Source organism: Clostridium nigeriense, assembly GCF_050585265.1.
Classification (GTDB): Bacteria; Bacillota; Clostridia; order Clostridiales; family Clostridiaceae; genus Clostridium; species Clostridium nigeriense_B.
In genome coordinates this window covers 43,916-64,976 of sequence record NZ_JBNOOE010000016.1, presented here as the reverse complement: position 1 = coordinate 64,976, position 21,061 = coordinate 43,916, and the positions used below count along the sequence as shown (strand labels likewise).

Annotated in this window: 15 protein-coding genes and 1 tRNA gene; 13 read left to right on the top strand and 3 right to left on the bottom strand. The window is 26.7% G+C overall.

The annotated features are described in order from the left end of the window. The first annotated feature begins 152 nt into the window (after window positions 1-152). Genes ACQPVP_RS13685 through addA form a run of 3 tightly spaced genes read left to right on the top strand, consistent with a single transcriptional unit; the run spans window position 153 to window position 7,915 of the window. Window positions 153-668: a GNAT family N-acetyltransferase gene (locus tag ACQPVP_RS13685; protein ID WP_430850832.1), complete on the top strand. Its 516-nt coding sequence runs from the start codon at window positions 153-155 to the stop codon at window positions 666-668. Window positions 669-712: 44 nt separating this feature from the next. Then, entirely contained in the window at window positions 713-4,147 is a 3,435-nt protein-coding gene (gene addB / locus ACQPVP_RS13680) for a helicase-exonuclease AddAB subunit AddB (protein ID WP_430850830.1), read from the top strand. A gap of 3 nt (window positions 4,148-4,150) precedes the next feature. Further along, window positions 4,151-7,915, top strand: coding sequence for a helicase-exonuclease AddAB subunit AddA (gene addA, locus ACQPVP_RS13675; RefSeq protein WP_430850828.1), 3,765 nt, complete (start codon window positions 4,151-4,153; stop codon window positions 7,913-7,915). Window positions 7,916-8,086: 171 nt separating this feature from the next. On the opposite strand, the gene ACQPVP_RS13670 is transcribed toward addA, so the two are convergent. Then, window positions 8,087-9,442 carry a CCA tRNA nucleotidyltransferase gene (locus tag ACQPVP_RS13670; RefSeq protein WP_430850826.1) on the bottom strand — a complete coding sequence of 452 codons (1,356 nt, stop codon included), beginning with the start codon at window positions 9,440-9,442 and terminating at the stop codon, window positions 8,087-8,089. A gap of 122 nt (window positions 9,443-9,564) precedes the next feature. Here ACQPVP_RS13670 and ACQPVP_RS13665 point away from each other — a divergent pair, with 122 nt between their 5' ends. Then, window positions 9,565-10,626, top strand: coding sequence for a L,D-transpeptidase family protein (locus tag ACQPVP_RS13665; protein WP_430850824.1), 1,062 nt, complete (start codon window positions 9,565-9,567; stop codon window positions 10,624-10,626). 166 nt (window positions 10,627-10,792) lie between these two features. Here ACQPVP_RS13665 and ACQPVP_RS13660 read toward each other — a convergent pair whose 3' ends face one another. Next, on the bottom strand, window positions 10,793-12,028 hold the full coding sequence (locus tag ACQPVP_RS13660) for a L,D-transpeptidase family protein (protein ID WP_430850822.1): 1,236 nt from the start codon (window positions 12,026-12,028) through the stop codon (window positions 10,793-10,795). A gap of 159 nt (window positions 12,029-12,187) precedes the next feature. Here ACQPVP_RS13660 and ACQPVP_RS13655 point away from each other — a divergent pair, with 159 nt between their 5' ends. The 9 genes from ACQPVP_RS13655 to ACQPVP_RS13615 all read left to right on the top strand — a co-directional run bounded on the left by ACQPVP_RS13655 (window position 12,188) and on the right by ACQPVP_RS13615 (window position 20,113). After that, on the top strand, window positions 12,188-12,949 hold the full coding sequence (locus tag ACQPVP_RS13655) for a DUF1189 family protein (RefSeq protein ID WP_430850820.1): 762 nt from the start codon (window positions 12,188-12,190) through the stop codon (window positions 12,947-12,949). A 276-nt stretch (window positions 12,950-13,225) separates the two neighbouring features. Continuing rightward, window positions 13,226-14,137 carry a sensor histidine kinase gene (locus tag ACQPVP_RS13650; RefSeq protein ID WP_430850818.1) on the top strand — a complete coding sequence of 304 codons (912 nt, stop codon included), beginning with the start codon at window positions 13,226-13,228 and terminating at the stop codon, window positions 14,135-14,137. 79 nt (window positions 14,138-14,216) lie between these two features. After that, a tRNA-Arg gene (locus tag ACQPVP_RS13645) sits at window positions 14,217-14,293 on the top strand. Between the two features lie 318 nt (window positions 14,294-14,611). After that, window positions 14,612-16,018 carry an NAD(P)/FAD-dependent oxidoreductase gene (locus ACQPVP_RS13640; protein WP_430850816.1) on the top strand — a complete coding sequence of 469 codons (1,407 nt, stop codon included), beginning with the start codon at window positions 14,612-14,614 and terminating at the stop codon, window positions 16,016-16,018. A gap of 162 nt (window positions 16,019-16,180) precedes the next feature. Then, the gene (locus tag ACQPVP_RS13635; RefSeq protein ID WP_430850814.1) at window positions 16,181-17,323 is read left to right on the top strand and encodes a Card1-like endonuclease domain-containing protein; all 1,143 of its coding nucleotides are present in this window, start codon (window positions 16,181-16,183) and stop codon (window positions 17,321-17,323) included. 94 nt (window positions 17,324-17,417) lie between these two features. Beyond that, complete coding sequence (locus ACQPVP_RS13630; RefSeq protein ID WP_430850812.1) at window positions 17,418-18,782, top strand: 6-phospho-beta-glucosidase; 1,365 nt, start codon at window positions 17,418-17,420, stop codon at window positions 18,780-18,782. Between the two features lie 293 nt (window positions 18,783-19,075). Next, a complete protein-coding gene (locus tag ACQPVP_RS13625) occupies window positions 19,076-19,438 on the top strand; it encodes a DUF2089 domain-containing protein (protein ID WP_430850810.1) in 363 nt (120 codons plus the stop codon). 25 nt (window positions 19,439-19,463) lie between these two features. Next, on the top strand, window positions 19,464-19,844 hold the full coding sequence (locus tag ACQPVP_RS13620; RefSeq protein WP_430850808.1) for an SHOCT-like domain-containing protein: 381 nt from the start codon (window positions 19,464-19,466) through the stop codon (window positions 19,842-19,844). Window positions 19,845-19,852: 8 nt separating this feature from the next. Continuing rightward, complete coding sequence (locus ACQPVP_RS13615) at window positions 19,853-20,113, top strand: hypothetical protein (protein WP_430850807.1); 261 nt, start codon at window positions 19,853-19,855, stop codon at window positions 20,111-20,113. Window positions 20,114-20,246: 133 nt separating this feature from the next. Here the strand turns inward: ACQPVP_RS13615 and ACQPVP_RS13610 are convergent, their stop codons facing one another. After that, window positions 20,247-21,053, bottom strand: coding sequence for a MurR/RpiR family transcriptional regulator (locus tag ACQPVP_RS13610; protein ID WP_430850805.1), 807 nt, complete (start codon window positions 21,051-21,053; stop codon window positions 20,247-20,249). Between the last annotated feature and the right edge of the window lie 8 nt (window positions 21,054-21,061).

Sequence of the window (21,061 nt, the reverse complement as noted above, 5' to 3'; positions counted from 1 at the left end):
ATTAAGTGTGGTATAGCCTTAAATTTATAAAAATATAATATTAATTTTAAAGACATAGATATAAATATAATTATCATATTTGTACTCTTCTTTTATTATGTATAAAAGATTTATAATAAAAGTAAAAAGATTAATCAGGGAGATGATGTAAAATGATATATGGAGAAAGTATATACCTAAGGAATCCAGTTAGAGAGGATATAGAAGAACTATATGATATTTGTGCAGATAAGGATGTGCTAAAATATAATGGTTTGTCTACAGCAGTTATGACTAAAGAGTATTTAAATAGTCAATTTCATCATTTTACAAAGCCTAATAAAAAAGAATTAATTATAGTAACTAAAACTAGTGATTTAATAGGATATGTTTATTACAAGGAAAATAGTTATACAAGAGATGTATATTCTATTGGAATAACAATAGGAAAAAAATATTGGAATAAGGGATATGGATTAGATTCTATAAGAACTTTATGTAGCTATTTATTTAATAATAAAAGAGCGCATAAGATTGAATTAGAAGTTGTGAAAGAAAATAGAAGGGCAATTAAATGTTATAGAAAATGCGGATTTAAGGGTGAAGGAGTAAGAAGAAGTAAGTATTATTATAATGGAAAATATATAGATACTTTAGTTATGGGACTATTAAAAGAGGAATTTATTTAGAACTATGGGATATAATTAAGATATTAAATAATAGGAGTGTTTGAATGGGAATTAGATTTATTTTTGGGAGAGCAGGAACAGGGAAAAGTAGGTTTTGTTTAGATCAAATTAAGAAAAAGATAGAGAATAATGATTCAAGTAATAAGCTTATATTAATAGTACCAGAGCAGTATACTTTTGATACAGAAAAAAAATTTTTAGATATTGTTACGGAAAAAGGTTTCTTAAGAGGAGAAGTTTTGAGCTTTAAAAGAATGGCTCATAGAGTTTTTGAGGAATGTGGAGGAAGAACAGATATTAAAATAAGTGATTCAGGTAGGAATATGCTTATTTATAAGTTATTAAGGGATAAGGGAGATGAGCTTCAGTACTTTAATAGGATGACGAAGGAACAAGGTTTTTCTTCTGTTGTGTCAAAAATAATAACTGAATTCAAAAAATATAATATTTCCACGGAAATACTGGGGATTAAAGAAGAAGAAATTCATGATGATGAATTAAAAAAGAAAATGAATGATTTAAAGATAATTTATCATGATTTTAATGAAGTGCTTCATAAAAGATTTATAGATTCAGATGATGAGTTAACATTGTTAGCAAAGAAACTTTCTGACTGTAATATTTATGATGGGGCGGAAATATGGATAGATGAATTCACTACTTTTACACCACAACAATTAGAGGTTATAAAAATATTAGCTAAAAAGGCAAAGACAGTAAATATAACTTTATGCAGTGATAATTTAAATGGTGGAAAAGAAGTAGATTATACAGATATATTTGATGCTATAAAGAATACTGAAAATTCCATTTTAAATATTATGAAGGAAGGAAATATATCTTATTTAGAGCCAATTGATTTAAATAAGGGGTATTCCTATAGATTTTTAAAGAGTGAAGATATTCAACATTTAGAAAAGCACTTCTTTACTTATCCTTTCAAACCATATAAGGGAAAGCATAATAATGTAAGACTTTATAAAGCAAATAATAGCTATGAAGAAGTCGAAACTATTGCTAAAGATATATTAGTTATGGTAAGAGATAAAGGGTATAGATATAAGGATATAGCTGTTGTTTGTAGAAATATAGATCAGTATGAAAAAATAGTTACAGTAATATTTAATGATTACAACATTCCATTTTTTTTAGATAAGAAAAGAGAAATATTAAACAATCCGCTAGTAGTATTGATAATTTCTTCTTTAGAAATATTATCTAGTAATTGGTCTTATGAAAGTGTATTTAAATATTTAAAAAGTGGTTTAGTTAATGTAGAGGAAAAATATATAGATATACTAGAAAATTACGTTTTAGCTAATGGAATAAAAGGATATAAGTGGACTAAAGATCTTTATGATAAAGAGGATATGCAAGATGATGAAAATCTAGTTTTAGAAATTATGGAGGAAATCAGAGCTCCTTTAATGAGACTTCATAAAAAAATAAAAGAAAATAAATCTGTAAAAGAAATAGCTACTAGCCTTTATGAGTTTTTACTTGAACTAGATGTATTTAAAACTCTAGAATCCTGGCTTGATGAATTCAATGAATTAGGATTTCAAGATAAAATTAAGGAATATATGCAAGTTCCTGAAATGGTTATAGAAATTTTGGACCAATTAGTAGAAGTTCTTGGAGATGAAGTAATAGATATTAAAGAATTTACAAAGATCCTTATATCGGGTTTTGAAGATAAGGAAATAGGAGTAATACCTATGGCCTTAGATCAAGTTAATATTGGAGATATATCTAGAGTTAAGGGTAGAGAAGTAAAAGCACTATATTTAATAGGAGTAAATGATGGAGTACTGCCATCTGTTAATAAAGATGAAGGAATAATTAGTGATAGAGAAAGAGATTTATTAAGAAATATAGGCATAAGATTAGCTTCAGATACAAAAAGTAGAGCTTTTGAAGAACAATTTATAGTTTATACTGCTCTTACAATTGCTTCAGAATACTTAATGATAACTTTCCCTATGGCAGATTTTGAAGGTAAGTCTTTGAGACCTTCTATAATTATTCCAAGGATAAAAAAAGTACTGCCAAATTTAATAGAAGAAAGTGAGATTTATAATTTAAGAGATAGAAAAGATAAGTTTAGTAAAATAACTTCGCCATTACCTACTTTCAATGAACTTATTTCAGCCTTAAGGATGGAATTTGAAAAAGAAGAGGTAGATGAATATTGGGCACAGGCTTTTAAATGGTTTGAAAATAATGAAGTATTTAAGAACAAAGCTAATAGAATGTTTAAGGGACTAACTTATACTAATTTAGTTGAGAAGGTTCCTAGAGAGAAGATAAAAAAACTTTATCAACTAGAAAATAAAAAGCTAGTATTTAATATATCTAGAATAGAAAAATATGCTCAATGTCCATTTTCTTATTATGTTCAATATGGATTAAAGGCAAAGGATAGAAAGGTATATGAATTTTCAGCGCCAGACTTAGGATCATTTATGCATAATGTATTAGATGATTTTACTAATACTATTAGAAACGAGAAAATAGCTTGGTCTGATTTAAACAAGGGAAAATGCACTGCAATAGTAAATGAGCTAGTAGATAAAAAATTAGAAAATGATGTTAACTCAATATTAAATAGTACTAAAAAATATAAATATTTTGCAGATAGGTTTAAGAGGACTATAACTAAGTCTGTTATGGTTATTTCAGAGCAGATGAGAAAAGGTCGTTTTGAAGTATTTAGAAATGAGTTTCAATTTGGCGGTTTTAAAGATGGTGAACCTATAAAAATAGATCTTCCATCTAAGGAGACAGTATATTTAGTTGGTAGAGTAGATAGAATAGATACTTTAGATTTAGACGGTAATACTTATATTAAGGTTGTGGATTATAAATCTGGTAATAAAAAGTTTAATTTAACAGAGGTATATTATGGACTTCAAATACAGCTTTTAGTTTATTTAGATGCTCTTATAAAGAATTCAAAATATATATTAGAAAAACAAGCTATGCCTGGAGCAATTTTATATTTTAAAATAGATGATCCTATAATTAAATCTAAAAAGCAACTTACAGAAGAAGAAATTAAAGAAAATATATTAAAAGAATTAAAAATGAGCGGTTTATTACTTAAGGATATAAATGTAGTTAAGGCTATTGATAGTGATATAGAATCATCTTACTCTTTAATTATTCCAGCTGCTGTTAAGAAGGACGGTAATTTTACTGCTGCTAGTTCAGTAGTTACAGAGGAACAATTTGATATATTAAGAAAGTATGTAAATGACAAGATGGCAGATCTTTGTGAAGAGATGTTAAGTGGAGAAATAAAAATAGTTCCTTGTAAAAATAATAATACTCCATACTGCGATTACTGCGATTATTCATCTATATGCCAATTTGATACTTCTATAGAGAATAATAAGTATAAGATAGTTTTAAAAAAGAGTAATGAAGAAGCATGGAAATTAATAAAGGATGAAGTAGGGAAGGGAGGTCAAGTTTAGGATATGGGAGGTACTAAGTGGACTGAGGATCAGCTTAAGGCTATTACTACAAGAGGATGTAATCTTTTAGTAGCAGCAGCAGCAGGTTCAGGAAAAACAGCAGTTTTAGTTGAAAGAATAATTAGGATAATCACTAATGAAGATAATCCTATAGATATAGATAGGCTTTTAGTAGTGACATTTACTTCAGCAGCAGCAGCAGAAATGAGAGAAAGAATAGCAGATGCTATATCGAAGGCGTTAGAGGTTAATCCAAATTCAAAGGTATTGCAAAGACAATTAACACTTTTAAGTAGGGCGAATATAACTACTATGCATTCTTTTTGTTTGGATGTTATAAAAAATTATTATCATATTATTAATTTAGATCCAACATTTAGAATAGCTGATGAAACAGAAAATACATTATTAAAATTAGAAGTAATTAATGACATGTTCGAAGATTATTATGAAAATGAAGATAGTGATTTTAAAAATTTAATTGAGGCCTATAGTACTTCTAGGGATGATGAAAGATTAAAAGAAATTATCTTAGATTTATATAGATTTTCAATGAGCGGTCCTTGGCCAGAAAAATGGCTTGTAGAAAGTGCAGAAAGTTTTAATATAGATACTATTGAAGATTTAAATAACACAGAGTGGATTAAAATATTAAAACAGACTATTGAAATTGAAGTTTTAGGATATGTGAAGGTCCTAGAGAAAGCTTTAGATATGATTAGATCAACGGAAGGATTAGAGCCTTATGAACCTACCTTTAATGATGATTTAGAGATGTTTAAGAGAATTTTAGATTCATTAAACTATGGAATAGAAGAACTATATACTGAAGTTAATAAAATAAGCTTTGGAAGATTGAAGTCAGTTAAGAAAAATAATGTTTCAGATGAAGAAAGCTTAGAAATAGTAAAATCAATAAGGGATAGTATTAAGAAAAAGGCATCTAAATTAGTTGAAGATAGTTTTTCTATGCCTTTAGAAGATGCTTTATCTGGAATTAAAAATTCTTATACCTATATGAAGATGATAAGTAAGTTAACTTTAGATTTTATAGATAGATTTAAACAAAAGAAAAGAGATAGAAATATATTAGATTTTAATGACTTAGAACATCTATGTTTAAAAATACTTATAAACCATGACGTTGATGGGAATATTATTCCTTCAAGTGTTTCAGAGAAATTTAGAGGGTACTTTGATGAAGTTCTTGTGGATGAATACCAAGACTCTAATAATGTTCAAGAAGCTATTATAGACTTAGTTTCAAGAAAAAGCTTAGAAGATCCTAATGTATTCATGGTTGGTGATGTTAAACAAAGTATATATAGATTTAGACAAGCGAAACCAGAGTTGTTTTTAGATAAATATAATAGATATCCACTAGAAGAAGGAAGTTTAAATAGGAAAATTCAATTATATAAGAATTTTAGAAGCAGAGAAGAAGTTATTAATGGGGTAAATTATATCTTCAAAGAAGTGATGTCTAAAACAGTTGGTGAGCTTGAATATACTGATGAAGAGTCATTAAATCTAGGTGCAAGCTATAAAGAAAATGAATATGAAAATACAGTGGTTGCAGGCTCAATAGAACTTCATATTTTAGATAAGTCAGGAAATAAGGATATTCCTGAAGAAGATAAAATAGAAGAAGTTAATATTGGAGACTCAGATGTAGAAGAAGAGGAAGATGTAGATGCTATAACTCTTGAAGCAAGAATAGTAGCAAGAAGAATTAAGGAGTTATTAAATCCTGATTTAAAAACAGGAAAGGTATTTAAGGTATTAGATAAGGAAACAGTAGAATATAGGCCACTTAAATATAAAGATATAGTTATTCTATTAAGGGCAACTAAAAATTGGTCAGAGATATTTTTAGATGAGCTTGGATATGAAGGAATCCCTGTTTATGCAGATACAGGAACAGGATATTTCGAAACTATAGAAATTAGAACTATTATGTCATTATTAAAAATAATAGATAATCCAATGCAAGACGTTCCTATGATTTCAGTTTTAAGATCTCCTTTAGTAGGATTTACAGCAGAAGAATTAGGAGATGTTAGACTCTTAAATAAAGAGAAGTACTTTTATGAGATCATAAGTGAAGTTGTTGAAGATAATTATGAAGTGAGTGAGGAATTAAAAAATAAGTGTAAGGTATTTATAGATAATCTAAAGAAGTGGAGAAAGAAATCTATATATACTCCAATAGATGAATTTATATGGTATATCTATATGGATACAGCTTATTATGGATATGTAGGAGCTATGCCAAATGGTAAGCTAAGACAGGCAAATTTAAAAATATTATTCCAAAGGGCAAAACAATTTGAGAAAACTAGCTTTAAAGGATTATTTAATTTTATAAACTTTATTAACAAGCTCAGAAATTCATCGGGAGATATGGGAAGCGCTAAAGTTCTTGGGGAAAATGAGGATGTTGTTAGAATAATGAGTATCCATAAAAGTAAGGGTCTTGAGTTCCCGGTAGTATTTACTTCAGGTTTTGGAAAACAATTTAATTTAATGGATTTAAACAAATCTATTCTTTATCATGATGATTTAGGTTTGGGACCTGACTACGTTGATTTAGAAAAGAGAAATTCATATAGTACCTTAGCTAAGGAAGCAATAAAAAAGAAGATATTATTTGAAACTCTTTCAGAAGAAATGAGAATTCTTTATGTTGCATTTACTAGAGCTAAAGAAAAATTAATTATTACAGGAGCAACTAGAGATTTAGAAAAGTCTATAACAAGATGGATGTCAGCAGCTGCTTTAGATGAAGATATTGTTCCACCATCAGAAGTGCTAAAAGGAAAAAGCTATTTAGATTGGATTGGAATGGCTTTATGTAAGCATAGAGATGGAGAGAAGCTAAGAAATTATATTGGCTCTACAAACAGTTTGCTTGTTAATGATTTTTCAACATGGAAGGTTAAAATGTGGAGTAAAAGTACCCTAACTGTGGAAAAAGATGAAGTGGCTGTGGATGAAAATGATGAAGAAGACTTATTTATATATTCAGATATAAATTATATAGATAAAGAAATAAGAAGAAGATTAGACTATGAATATAAGTATAGCTTAGCTGGGGGACTACCTAGTAACGTATCAGTATCTGATTTAAAGAGGTCTCTTTATGAGAATGAAGATGACGATGTATTAACTGTTAATATTTTTAAAGATAAAGAAGTATTAAAACCTAAGTTCCTTCAAGAAAAGAAAGGTTTATCAGCATCAGAAAGAGGTACTGCTGTTCATTTTATAATGCAAAAATTAGATTTAGAGAGAATAGCAAATAATGAAGAAATAAGAGATCAAATACAAGAAATGAAAAATAATAACTTACTTTCAGAAGAAGAAGTTAAAGCTGTTGATAAAATTAATTTCTTAAGATTTTTTAAAAGCAATTTAGGAAAAAGAATGTTATCTGCATATAGTGAAGGTAGATTGCTAAGGCGAGAACTTCCTTTTTACACTGAAATTAGTAGCTTAAATGTTGACAGTACATTACCAGAGAAGATTTACGAAAAAGAAAAGGTAAGGCTTCAAGGGATAATAGATTGTATATTTGAAGAAGAAGATGGAATAGTATTATTAGATTATAAAACTGATTATGTAGTAGAGGGAATGGAAGAAGAAATACTAGATAAATATAGAATACAATTGAAGTATTATAAAGAAGCAGTTGAAAAGATAACTGGTAAAAATGTAAAAGAAAGTTATCTATATCTATTTGGATTAGGTAAAGAGGTCTTAATATAGAAATAGATTAAAATAAGAGCATTTTTATTAGGTAAAATGAAGAATTAATAATGAAAAATTAAGGGAAAAATTCTCTAGAATTTTTAAATAAAAATTATCTTCTACTAATGAATTTTAAGTTCTATGGAGGAAAACATCCTCAATTTTTCATTCTTCATTCTACCTTCTTTTTTAAGATTTTGCTTCGCAAAATCTGGTTTTAGCTAATTCCAATAATATATCTTTTGAGTTTAAATTAGGATTTTTTAAAACTCTATCTAAAATATAATTTAAAATATCACCAATTATTTTTCCAGGTTTTAATTCTAAATTAGATATTAAGTCTTCTCCAGTAATATCTAAATCTTTTATAGTTAGAGGTTCATTGTTTTCTAAAATCTGATTAGCTAATTTTTCAGTATAACTTACTTTTTCTAAAAAAATCTTGGGATTATCTAGAGAATTTATATCTGCTCTTTGGAGCTTAAATAATAATGATATATTATTCTTACTAACATCATTCAATAGCTTTTTAACTTCATATTTAGTAGGCATTGTATTTGGGTTTAAAACCAAATGGTGTTCTATTAATTTAGAAACTATTTTTATAGTATTGTTATCAAACCTTAATTTAGAAAGTATTTTTTTACTCATTCTAGCTCCTTCTATACTATGTCCAGGGAAGCCATAAAAACTTCCATCATTGAAAGGAGTTAGTGTATTTAGTTTTCCAACATCATGGAAAAGTGCAGATAACCTCAATAATAAGTTATTTTCAGTATTATTAATAACTCTTAGTGTATGAGTAAATACATTTCTATTATGATTAGTACATTTAGGTGAAAAATCAACTAGAGAATTTATCTCAGGAAGTATTAATTCCAATAATTTAGTATCTTTTAATAGTTCTAAGCCTCTTGAAGGATTAGGAGAAATCAGTATTTTACAAAGTTCATCTCTAATTCTTTCGAAGCTTATATTTTCAATTAGCTTATAATTATCCTTAATTGCATTATAAGTATTTTTCTCAATATCAAATGTTAATTGGCAACTAAATCTTATAGCACGAAGCATTCTTAGTGCATCTTCTTTAAATCTTTTATCAGGATCACCAACACATCTAATTGTCTTATTATTTATGTCATTAATTCCATTAAAGTAATCAATTAAGCCTTTATTCTCATTGTAAGCCAATGCATTTATAGTGAAATCCCTTCTTGATAAATCTTCTTTTATATCAGTAACAAAATCTACTGAAGAGGGGCGCCTATTATCTAAATAAGTTCCTTCAGTTCTAAAAGTAGTAACTTCATAAGGATTACTATTTATAAGAACAGTAATAGTTCCATGCTTTAAACCTGTAGGAATAGTTTTTTCAAATAGGGATATGGTTTCTTCTGGTTTTGCAGAAGTAGTTATATCATAATCCTTAGGTAATGTTCCTAAAATACTATCTCTAACGCAACCTCCTACCATATATGCTTCATAGTTATTTCTATAAAAAGTACTAATAATATAATTAACGTCTTTTGGAATATTTATTTTCATTGTCATCCTACCTTTAAAATTTTATATATAAATAATACCATAAAATGAAATAATTAATAATAAATATAAAGGTTTTAATATGTTATACTTTTAATGCAAGCTGATTTACAGAGGAGGTAGTTATGAAAAATAAAAAATATATGGTATCAATAGTTTCTATCTTAGTAATTATAGTTATTCTCACTTTTAGTTTTTTCATGTATAAGGCTAAAAAAGAAACAAAAGTAATTAATAAAATAGAAACTTTAATATTGAATGGAGATTATGAGGAATCAATAAAATCTATTGATGAAAATAAAGATAGCGAAGTATTAATTTTATATAAAAATATACTTGAAGAATTTTTGAATATAAAGGATGAAAGTAATATTGAGAAATCTAAAGAAAAGGTAAATGGTTTTAAAGATAAATATAATAGTAATCTAAATAATCAAGTTTTTAGTAAATTAAATGAAGAGTTATTGGATATTGAGAAAAAAGTAAAATCTTATTATGATGAAATTGAGAAAGAAAAAGAGTCTGATTCTATAGATAGAGATAGAAGTACTTATAGAACCGATAATATTGCTAAATTAGGAATTGAAGATACTTTAGTTTCTAAATATTCCAGTCAGATAGTAACTGTAGTAAGTAAAGGTAGTTCCTATGGTGAATTAGTATTTTGGGAAAAAGATGCTTCTGGTAATTGGATTTCAGTGGACAAGGTATCGGCTAGATTAGGTCAGAATGGAATGAAGGTTGCTAGTAAAGTTTATGAAATGGACAAATGTACTCCTACTGGGATATATTCTTTAACAGAGGGTTTTGGTATAAATGATAATCCAGGGAGTGGAATTAGATATAGGCAGTTGGATGGTACAGAATATTGGGTAGATGATGAAGGCTCTGAGTTTTATAATACTATGCAGTTTGGAGAGCCTAATGGGAGATGGCTATCAGCAGAAAGACTTATAGATTTTCAAGGATATTATAATTATGCAATAGTTATAGATTATAATAGATGGCCAGTAGTTCCAGGAAAAAGTTCTGCTATATTTTTACATTGTGATACGGGATCATATACATATGGATGTGTTGCTATACCTCAACAAAATTTAATTAATCTTCTTACAAAATTAGATCCAGAGAAGGATCCGGTTATAATAATGGATTTCTCATATGAAGATATTTATAATAATTATTAATATTAATATAAAAGGTGATGTCATACGATGAAAAATTAAGAAAGAGTAATAAAAAAATTAATGAAAAAACTCCCGAAGGAGTTTTGAAAAGAAATTAATTTTATTAATTCTTCATTTTTAATTTTGACTATTTGTGTGACAGCCTTTTTTTTATTTATTAAATAAGTTAATTTATGATAATTTTAGTATCATTAGCAACATTATCGTATAGCCATTTAGCATCTTCAACTGCTAGTCTTATACATCCATGGGATGATGGTTCACCTATAGTATAATCTACAATATTATTTTGACTTTGATCAAAAGGTAATGAATGAAATAAATAATCTCCCATAAACTGAACCCAATATTTAGCTCCTTGCTGGAATTCTTCAGAGTAAAACCATTCCCCCCTATTAGTAACTGAAAAAACACCTTTAGGAGTTTCTTCTCCATCTATTCCAGTGGAACTAGGAAATTCTTTAATAAGACTCCAATTGTTATTAGAACCTTGGTATACATAAGTAATTTGCTTATCTAGATTTAAATAAACGAGATAAGTTGTTTTACTAGCAATTGATAAACTATTTATATTATTAGGAGTTATTTCTTGAAGTATAGCATTTGATGTATACTCAGAATCCTCACCACTATATTCTTCTCTAAACATTGTTATAGAATTTATTTTATTTTCTATTTCGGTGATTTCTTCTTTAGTTAAAAGACTTTCATCATAATTAGATAAAATATTAATTGCTTTAGTGTAATATTTATTAGCAACTAAATCATCTATACTTTCAAGTAAGTATTCTTTATAGTTTGATTTATAGTCTTTAATATAACTTTGTGCTATTTCATAATCTTTAGGAGTAGATTTAGTAATTTTATTAAAATATTCTATGGCTGTATCATAATCCTTAGAATTAAACGCTGATATTCCAAGATTTAAAAAGCTATCTTCGTTATAATTATCAAGAGAGGATTCTGAATTATTAGTTGTACTATCTTGATTATTAGTTGCAATATTTTTATGGCTTTCATCTAATGAAGTTATTAACTTATCTAGTGAAGAATTAAGAACATCATAATCTTTAATTTCGTTTAAAATTTCTAAAGCTTTATTAGAACTAATCTGACTATTAGATAATGCTATACAAACCTTGTTAACTACATCAGTAAAGTAAGAATTTAAATCATTATTAAGTTTATTTTTCTTAATAGTTAAAACTTTATTATTTAATATAGGTTTTGCATCAGAAAAATTATAATTATTAAACTCATTATAAAAATTAGAAGTTAATAATTCATATTGTGAGTTTAAATAAACATTTGCAGTAAATCCTAATAATATTAATAAAACAAAAATAGAAAATAATTTAAAAAAAGAAAATCTATTATGTTTTTTGGATTTATTACTATACATTTTTTGACCTCCTTAAAACTTATACTATAATGATTAACAAAAAAGAGGAAATTTAATCTTAAAAAATTAACTTTTATATAAATTACCGTTTATTTATAAAAATATTTTTATATGTTAGAATATTAATTAAATAGAAAATTCTAAGGAGTTTAGATAATTATGAATGAAAAAATAAACTTTATTAATAAAGTAAGGTTAAGTACGACTAGTATAAGAAAATATAAAGATTTAATTAAGGAAAATATTTCTCAAACTATAATTTATTCCATATTATTATCTCTAGTAGTAGGGGTTATATTGGGGGCTGTAAGTTTTACAGCAATAGGAACTGTACAAAAAACTATGGAAAATGTCATATCATCAGATGAATTTAAATTTACATTAGATAATGGCATACTAAATTTTGAAAATTCTCCTATTACAAGAGAAGAAGGAAGGGCTATGGTCTATATAGATACTAATATATCTTTAGATGATGTAGAAAGTATAAGAAAGATTGTAGTTCATAAAGATTTATCATTTGCAATATTAAGTGATGGAATTTCTTATAGAATAAATGGAGAAGAATATAACTATAAATTTAGTGATTTCCCACTTATGAGTAAGATGAATAATGAAACCTTATTAAAGTCTTTAAATTTAATTGGTATTGCTAAATACATAGCATTTTTAGTAGCTATAATAACAACATATATTAAATTTATATTAAATACACTTATATTATCAATAGTTGGAGTTATATTAAATAAAGTAAATTATTTAAGACTTAGTTATGGTGAGATATTTAAAATTTGTGTTTATGCTACAACTCTACCTACAATTCTAAATTTAATATTGCCAATGGGTTCATTTAGTATATTAATATCAGGAACTTACCTAATATTTGTTATAAAGTATATGAAAAAAGATATAATAGCGTAAAGAAAGTATTGAAAATTCCTAGAAAGTATTTGCTAGGAATTTTTTTTTGTAATTTATTTAAAATTAGTTAGTAGGTAAATAATATTTAGGGAAGAATATACATATATAAATGCAATTAATCTATAAAATAAATAAATAGTAAAGTGATAATATAATAAAAAATAAAAAAATTGGAAAAAACTACAAAAGATGTTGTTGTAAAAAAGTGTATATGATAAACTAATGTTATGGGGTATAGAAATAAAAGCTGAAGCTGTTACGAAAGGAATTTTTATGATGATTATTAACGAATTTATGGAGAGGGAATTATTATCAAACAAAGATAAATTAAATGAATTTTTTTTTAAAAGTGGTAGGAATCTCACGAAAGATGACTTAGTAGGCATCATAACAGAGTTAATTAATAAGAATGCAGAGCAAGAAAATTTTTTGCTTAATATTTCTCATGATTTAAGGAGTCATTTAAATGTTATTCTAAGCGTTATGCAAGTTATGGAATATGGATCTATGTTAATAAGTGATAAGAAAGCTAATGAATACATGAAAATAGTTAAAAGAAATAGTTTAAAGATGCTTAGACTAGTAAATAACTTAATAGATACTACAAAACTAGAAAACCATTACTATGTATTAAACAAAAAAAATATTGATATTATTTCAATGGTAGAAAGTACAATAAACTGTATAGATAAATATGCAAAACAAAAAAATATTCAGCTTATTTTTGATACAAATGAGGAAGAATGTATAATGGGAGTAGACCCAGAAGTTTTAGATAGAATAATTATGAATTTATTATCAAATGCAATAAAATTTTCGTATAGTAATACAAATGTTTATATTGATATGTTTGTTTTTAATGATGAAATAAGGATTTCTGTTAAAGATGAGGGACCAGGAATATCGAAAGAGTATCAAGAAAAAATATTTAATAGATTTTATCAAATGTCAAAGAACAGAGAAAGTGATGCTGCGGGAAGTGGAATAGGGTTAGATTTAGTAAATTACTTAGTACAATCTATGGATGGAGAAATATCATTGAAAAGCAATGAAGGATATGGATGTGAATTTATAATAAATTTTCCTATAACAACCGTTGAGGAAAAAGAGGATTATTGTTTAAATGATGAAGGAAGTAATAAGATTCAAATGTTAGAAGTAGAATTTGCCGACATATATAGCAATTAAAAACATTTTCTATTAATTATAAGTTGCTTGATTTATTTAAGTAGTTATGATAATATAAATATTGTTAAAAATATAATATGCGGTGGTAGCTCAGTTGGATAGAGTAGCTGGCTACGAACCAGTTGGTCGGGGGTTCGAATCCTCTCCGCCGTACCATAGAAAGCCTTGTAAATACTAAGTTTACAGGGTTTTTATTTTGCTTAAAATCAATTAAATTATGAGTTTTGCCTCCTTTTTTACCCCGTATAGCTTTTTAAAATTAAAAAATAAGTAGTTCCTAATATTTTCACTATTTCTTTAAACTTAAAAATCTTTCAACAAAAATATTAATTTTATTTAATATAAATTTTATTCGGAAAAAATTAATTTGAAACTAGAATATAAAACTAAAATATCTAAAAAATATTGATATTATCTTAAAAAGTCGTATAATATTCTGTGGACTATAAAAAATGTTCGTTGGAGGGTTACTTAATGAATAATAATTATGATGTCATTATAGTTGGGGCTGGACCAAGTGGTATTTTTACTGCATATGAGATTTCTAAAACAAGTCCCGAAAAGAAAGTTTTAATTATTGAAAAGGGAAAATCTGTTTATAAGAGATATTGCCCAATACCTAAATTAAATAAGTGTGTAAAGTGTAAACCGTATTGTAATATAACTACTGGATTTGCAGGAGCAGGTGCTTTTTCTGATGCTAAATTATCATTATATGATAAGGATTCAGAAGAAGTATTGGTTGGAGGTAATTTACCAGAGGTAATAGGACATAAAAATACTAAGGATCTGATTGATTATTGTGATCAAATATATTTAGATTTTGGTGGAGAAAAGAACATAGCAGGAATTGAACATAAAGATGAAATAAAGAAAATTAAGGATAAAGCTAAATCAGAAAATATAAATTTAGTAGATATTCCAATTAGGCATTTAGGTACTGAAAAGTCTAGAGAGTTATATGGAAGAATTGAAGATTATTTGATATCAAATGGTGTAGAAATAATATTTGGAACTATTGTTAAAGACTTAATAATTGATAATGGAGAAGCAAAGGGTGTATCTACAGAAAAAGGAGACTATTTTGCAGAAAAGGTAGTAGTTTCAGTAGGAAGAAATGGAGCTGATTTCTTATCGGATTTATGTGATAAATATAATATTGAAAAGGAAGTTGGAGTTGTAGATATCGGAGTAAGATTTGAGATGAAATCGGAAGGGGATATTCAGAAGGTAAATGAACTTATGTATGAGGGAAAATTCATTTCTAATGTAGCGCCTTTTAATGATAAGGTTAGAACCTTCTGTCAAAATCCAGATGGATTCGTTGCTGCAGAGGTTTATGATAATGGAGTTTCATTAGCTAATGGTCATGCTTATAAGGAAAAGAAAAGCATAAACACTAATTTTGCAATTTTATCATCTCATAGATTTACAGAACCATTTAATAAACCAATTGAATATGCAAATAAGATAGCAGAACTTACAAATTTATTATCTAATGGAGATGTAGTAGTTCAAAGATTTGGGGATATACTAAATGGAAAAAGAACTTGGCAAGAAGAACTTGATAATAACTCTGTTGAAGCAACATTAAAAACAGCTATGCCAGGAGATATAACACTAGGAATTCCATATAGAACTATGACTAATATAATTAATTTTATATTAGAGATGGACAAGGTTGTTAAGGGATTTGCCAATCCAGATAACTTACTTTATGGACCAGAAATTAAGTTTTATTCAAACTCAGTAAAGCTTAATGAAAACTTAGAAACTAATATTAAAAATCTTTATGCAATTGGAGATGGAGCAGGGCTTACAAGAGGATTAATGATGGCTTCATGTTCAGGGGTATATCTAGCAAGAAATTTATATAAATAGAAGTATTAGGAGAGATTTATCAAGGTAGATCTCTCCTTTTTGTTAATAAAAAATTATAGTGTAATAGATAATTGTAATAAAGGTGTATTTATAGTTATTAGGATAAATTGATAATTATTTGGATAAATTAAAGATATATTATTTTTAAAGAGGAAAGAATTTATGAAAATAGATATTTTAGTTAACCAATTAGATAGTCATAATGAGGCCAATATACTTGCAACAAAAAGGTTTAATCCTAAGGAAGTAATATTTATATACAATGAAAATGATGAAGTTTTAATGAATTCATTAAAAAAATACTATGAGACATATTTACGTGAAAATATTTTAAAAATGATAGCTATTAATGAAGGAGATTTAAAATCCTTAAGTAAGAGTATTAATGAAAATAAAAATAAAAATATAATAGTAAATTTAACAGGGGGAAGTAGAATAAATTCTCTAGAGTTATTAAATATATGTAAGGATAATTCTATAAAAGCAGTATATATAGATATAAAAAATAAAAAACTATATGAATTTGATAGTAAAATAGAAGTAATTAATGAGGAATATGAAGATTTAGAGTTAGATAAATTATTAAGAGCTAGTGGGGGAGAAGTTATAAATGATTCTACAGAACTCTCAAATAAAAAGGATTTAGTTTTATTAACTAAGAAGATATATAAAAATCTAGCGACTTGGCATAAATACAAACAAAAATTATATGAATCTAATATTTTTATTCATGATGCAGGGAAGCCTAAAGAAATTAAAATAAATTTGAGTTTATTAGAAAATGAAGAAAAAGTATTATTAAATAAAATACTAAAAAATCTAAAAGAAATAAAGGGAATAGAATATTTTAATGAGTCAAGTGAAGAAGTTAAAGTTTATTTTAAAAATGAATATTTGAAGTCTTTTATTTTTAAAAGTGGGACTTGGCTTGAAATTGCAACAAGTAATATTATTAATGAAATTAGGGAAATTGATGAAGTTAAAAGTGGAGTTATGTTTTTATGGAATGATAAAAGTAAGATAGTTAGAAATGAAGTAGATGTAATTGCAATGAAAGACTCTATTCCTATTTGTATTTCATGCAAGGATAGTGATAAATATAATGAGGATGCTTTAAATGAGTTAGATGTTTATAGTAAACAAATTGGAGGGAAAAATACATATAAGATTTTAGTTGCTACCAAAGAGCCTATTAAAGCAGCAGTTAAAGATAGGGCTAAAGAAATGGGGATAAATATTATAATTTTTGATGGAAATGAGGAAAAGTTCAAAAATCAAATAAAATCAATCATTATTAAGAAGTAAATAAGGATTTTCAAAATATGAAAATGTTTACTGAGAATACCAGGTATAATTGAATTGTCAGAAAAATCAAAATAAATATCTGGGGGTTGAGCATATGGGAAAGAAACCTTTAAAAATTGTTACAATAGGTGGAGGATCAAGCTATACACCTGAATTAGTGGAAGGATTAATTAAAAGATACGATGAGATGCCAGTAAGTGATTATTGGTTAGTAGACATTGAGGATGGAAAAGAAAAATTAGAAATAGTTGTAGCATTAGCTAAGAGAATGGTTGAAAAAGCTGGAGTTCCAATGAATATTCATTGGACTTTAGATAGAAGAGAGGCATTAAAAGATGCCGATTTTGTTACTACTCAATTAAGAGTTGGACTATTAAAAGCAAGATGTAAAGACGAAAGAATTCCGTTAAGTCATGGATTTTTAGGACAAGAAACTAATGGAGCTGGAGGATTATTGAAAGCTTTAAGAACAGTTCCAGTAATCTTAGATATAGCTAAAGATATGAAAGAATTATGTCCAGACGCTTGGTTAATTAATTTTACAAATCCAGCAGGTATAGTAACTGAAGCATTATTAAGATATGGTGTTCACAAAAAAGTAGTCGGAGTATGTAATGTTCCAATAGGATTACAATATTCATTTGCAGATATATTAGAAGCAGATAAAGATAAAGTTACTGTGGACTTTGCAGGATTAAATCACATGGTTTATGCAGAAAAAGTTTATTTAGATGGAAATGATGTTACGCAAGAACTTATTAAAAGATTAACAGCACCTGATACTAAGAGTCAAACAATGGCTAATATTAAAGATTTAGATTGGGATATTGCTACAATTAGAGCTTTCGGGATAATACCTTGCCCTTATCACAGGTATTATTATAAGACTAGGGATATGCTTAATGATGAATTAGAAGAATTCAAGAAGGGCGGAACTAGAGCAGAAGTAGTAATGGAACTTGAAAAGAAATTGTTTGAAATGTATAAAGACGTTGATTTAAAAGAAAAACCAGAAGAGCTATCGAAGCGAGGTGGATCTTACTATTCAGACGTTGCGTGTAATGTAATTAATGGAATATATAATGATAAGAATACTATAATTGCTGTAAACACAAGAAATAATGGAACACTAAAGCAATTTGAAAATGATTCAGCAATTGAGGTAAGTTGTTATGTAGGCAAAAATGGTCCAATACCGGTGGAGACTGTTACTGACTTACCTGTATTTGCTCAAGGATTAGTTGGTCAAATTAAGTCTTTTGAAAGATTAGCAGCAGAAGCGGCTTATACTGGAGATTATAACACTGCACTTTTAGCAATGGTTACAAATCCATTAATAGCAGATGATATAAGGGGAAGAAAATTATTAAATGAGATGCTAGTAGCTCATAAAGAATATTTACCACAATTTAAAGATGTTATAGAGAAAATTGAAAAAGTAGAAAGAGGAGAGTTTTAGGTAGATTAATAATTTATAATGAATATAATAACTTATTTATATAAGTTATTTAATAGAAAGAAAAAGAGGATTATTTTAAAACTAATCCTCTTTTTTAGTGTTTTTCATTATTATTTACATAAGTAATAATTAAAGAAAGTACATTATAAATAAATTAATTTAAAAATAAATATATTTAATAAAATTAAATGATTAAATTAATAATTTTAATTTTAATATAATAAATTTTAATTTTATGATTGACAAATATTATAAAAAGGAATAATATGTAATTAACAGGAGGGGATAATGGTATGTATAAAGTAATAACTTCTTGTCCAGTATGTAATAAAAAAATGAAAGTAACTAGGTTAAAATGTTCTTCATGCAAAACTATTATAGAAAACGAATTTGAATTTTCTAAGTTTGATTATTTAACTAAAGAGCAATTAAAATTCATTGAAGTATTTATTATGTGTAGAGGAAGTATTAAAGATGTGGAGAAAGAATTAGGAATTTCATATCCAACAGTAAGAGCAAAGTTAGATGAGGTTATTAATGCTTTAGGATATAAAAGTAATTCAAAGCAATTAAAAACATCAACAAGTGATGTTATTGATGCATTAGAAAAAGGAGAGATATCTCCTCAAGAAGCAATTGAGAGAATGAGAGAATAATAATTAAATTTTGGAGGGAAAGAAAATGAGAGAGGATTTATTAAAGGTATTAACTATGTTATCAGAGGGAAAATTAAATATTGGGAAAAGCGCAGACTTAATTGAGGCAATGTATGTAAAAGAAGAAAAGAGTTTAGAGGTAGTTAAGAATTATGATAAGAGAATGCTTAGGGTACTTGTAGATTCAGCAGATGGTGATAATGTAAAAATTAATTTACCAGTAGTTGTTATAACATCAATATTAAAAGCAACAGGAAAGCTACCTATTAAAAGTGCAGATATGGAAGGGATTGATTTTGAAATGTTAACTGAGTCAATTATTGCTGCATTAGATAATGAAATGATAGGAGATATTATAACTGTTGATTCAAGTAACGGTGACGTTGTTAGAATTATTATTGAATAGGTGAAAAAATGAAGATAGTTATTAAATCAGAAGGGAAAAACCTTAGATTTTATGTTCCTATGTTTGTTATAACTAGTGGTATAAGACTTTCAAAATATATTAGTAAGTATGTTGATTCAGATAAAGGTATGAATGAGGCAATAAAATATGTTGATTATATAGATACAAAGATTTTGTTGACTGCAGTAAAAGAATTAAAGAAGTTCAAAGGGCTTACATTAGTAGAAGTAAAAGAAAGTAATGGGGATTATGTATTAATAAAAATTTAAATATAAAAGGGTAATAATTTTCTAAATTAAACTTTGAAGTAAAATTATTAATTTTGCGATGACTTCGGAGGAATATAGTGTAATAATAATTCATAATTCCGAGGAATTATGAATTATTACATTTATTTCTTTTTTATGAATTATTTTTATATAAATTTCCGTATCGTGCATATATATATTCAATAAGATATGCTAAATCATATCTATGATTTTGAACATATTCATTTGAATCATTTCTAGGTGGTAGATAAATTAAATAGTCACTTCTCTTTAGGTATTCTGGATTCTGCATTTCAGTAATAACAATCACTTTAGCAGGACTTTTTTTGATTTTAGTCCAAAGTCTTTCATGGTAAAGGGGAAATTTACCTGTTGGGGAAATTAATATTGCTAAAGAATTTTTATCTAGCTCACTAGCTATTCTTTCCTGCTCTTGAACATCGTTAGCGTTATATATTATTTTCGATAAATTTACCAACTTTCTTTGAAGGTCCTGAGCCATTAATTGAGAATATTGAGTTCCAAATATACAAACATTATTGCTATTATGAATAAGCTCTACAACACTGTCAATTATTTTTAAATCAACAAAAGATTTAAAGTTTTCAATTTCATTTACAATTTCTAAAGACATATTATTTAAAATATCTTCCCGGGATAATTTATAAGTTATTGATTTTGGTTTCATAAGACCTTCGTTATAGTTATCTATATTAAGTTTCATATTTCTTTTAAATTCTATAAAGCTGGAATATCCAAGCTTATGACAGAATCTTGTTATAGCTGCTGGAGAAGTATAACAAAGGTCAGACAATTTATTAATAGACATATTAGGTATAATTTCAACATTTCTAAGCATAGTAATTGCGATATTATAGTTAATATCATTTTCCTTACTGCTATTTAAAAATATTAAAAGCCTATAGATTAAGTCCCCCATAAATATTC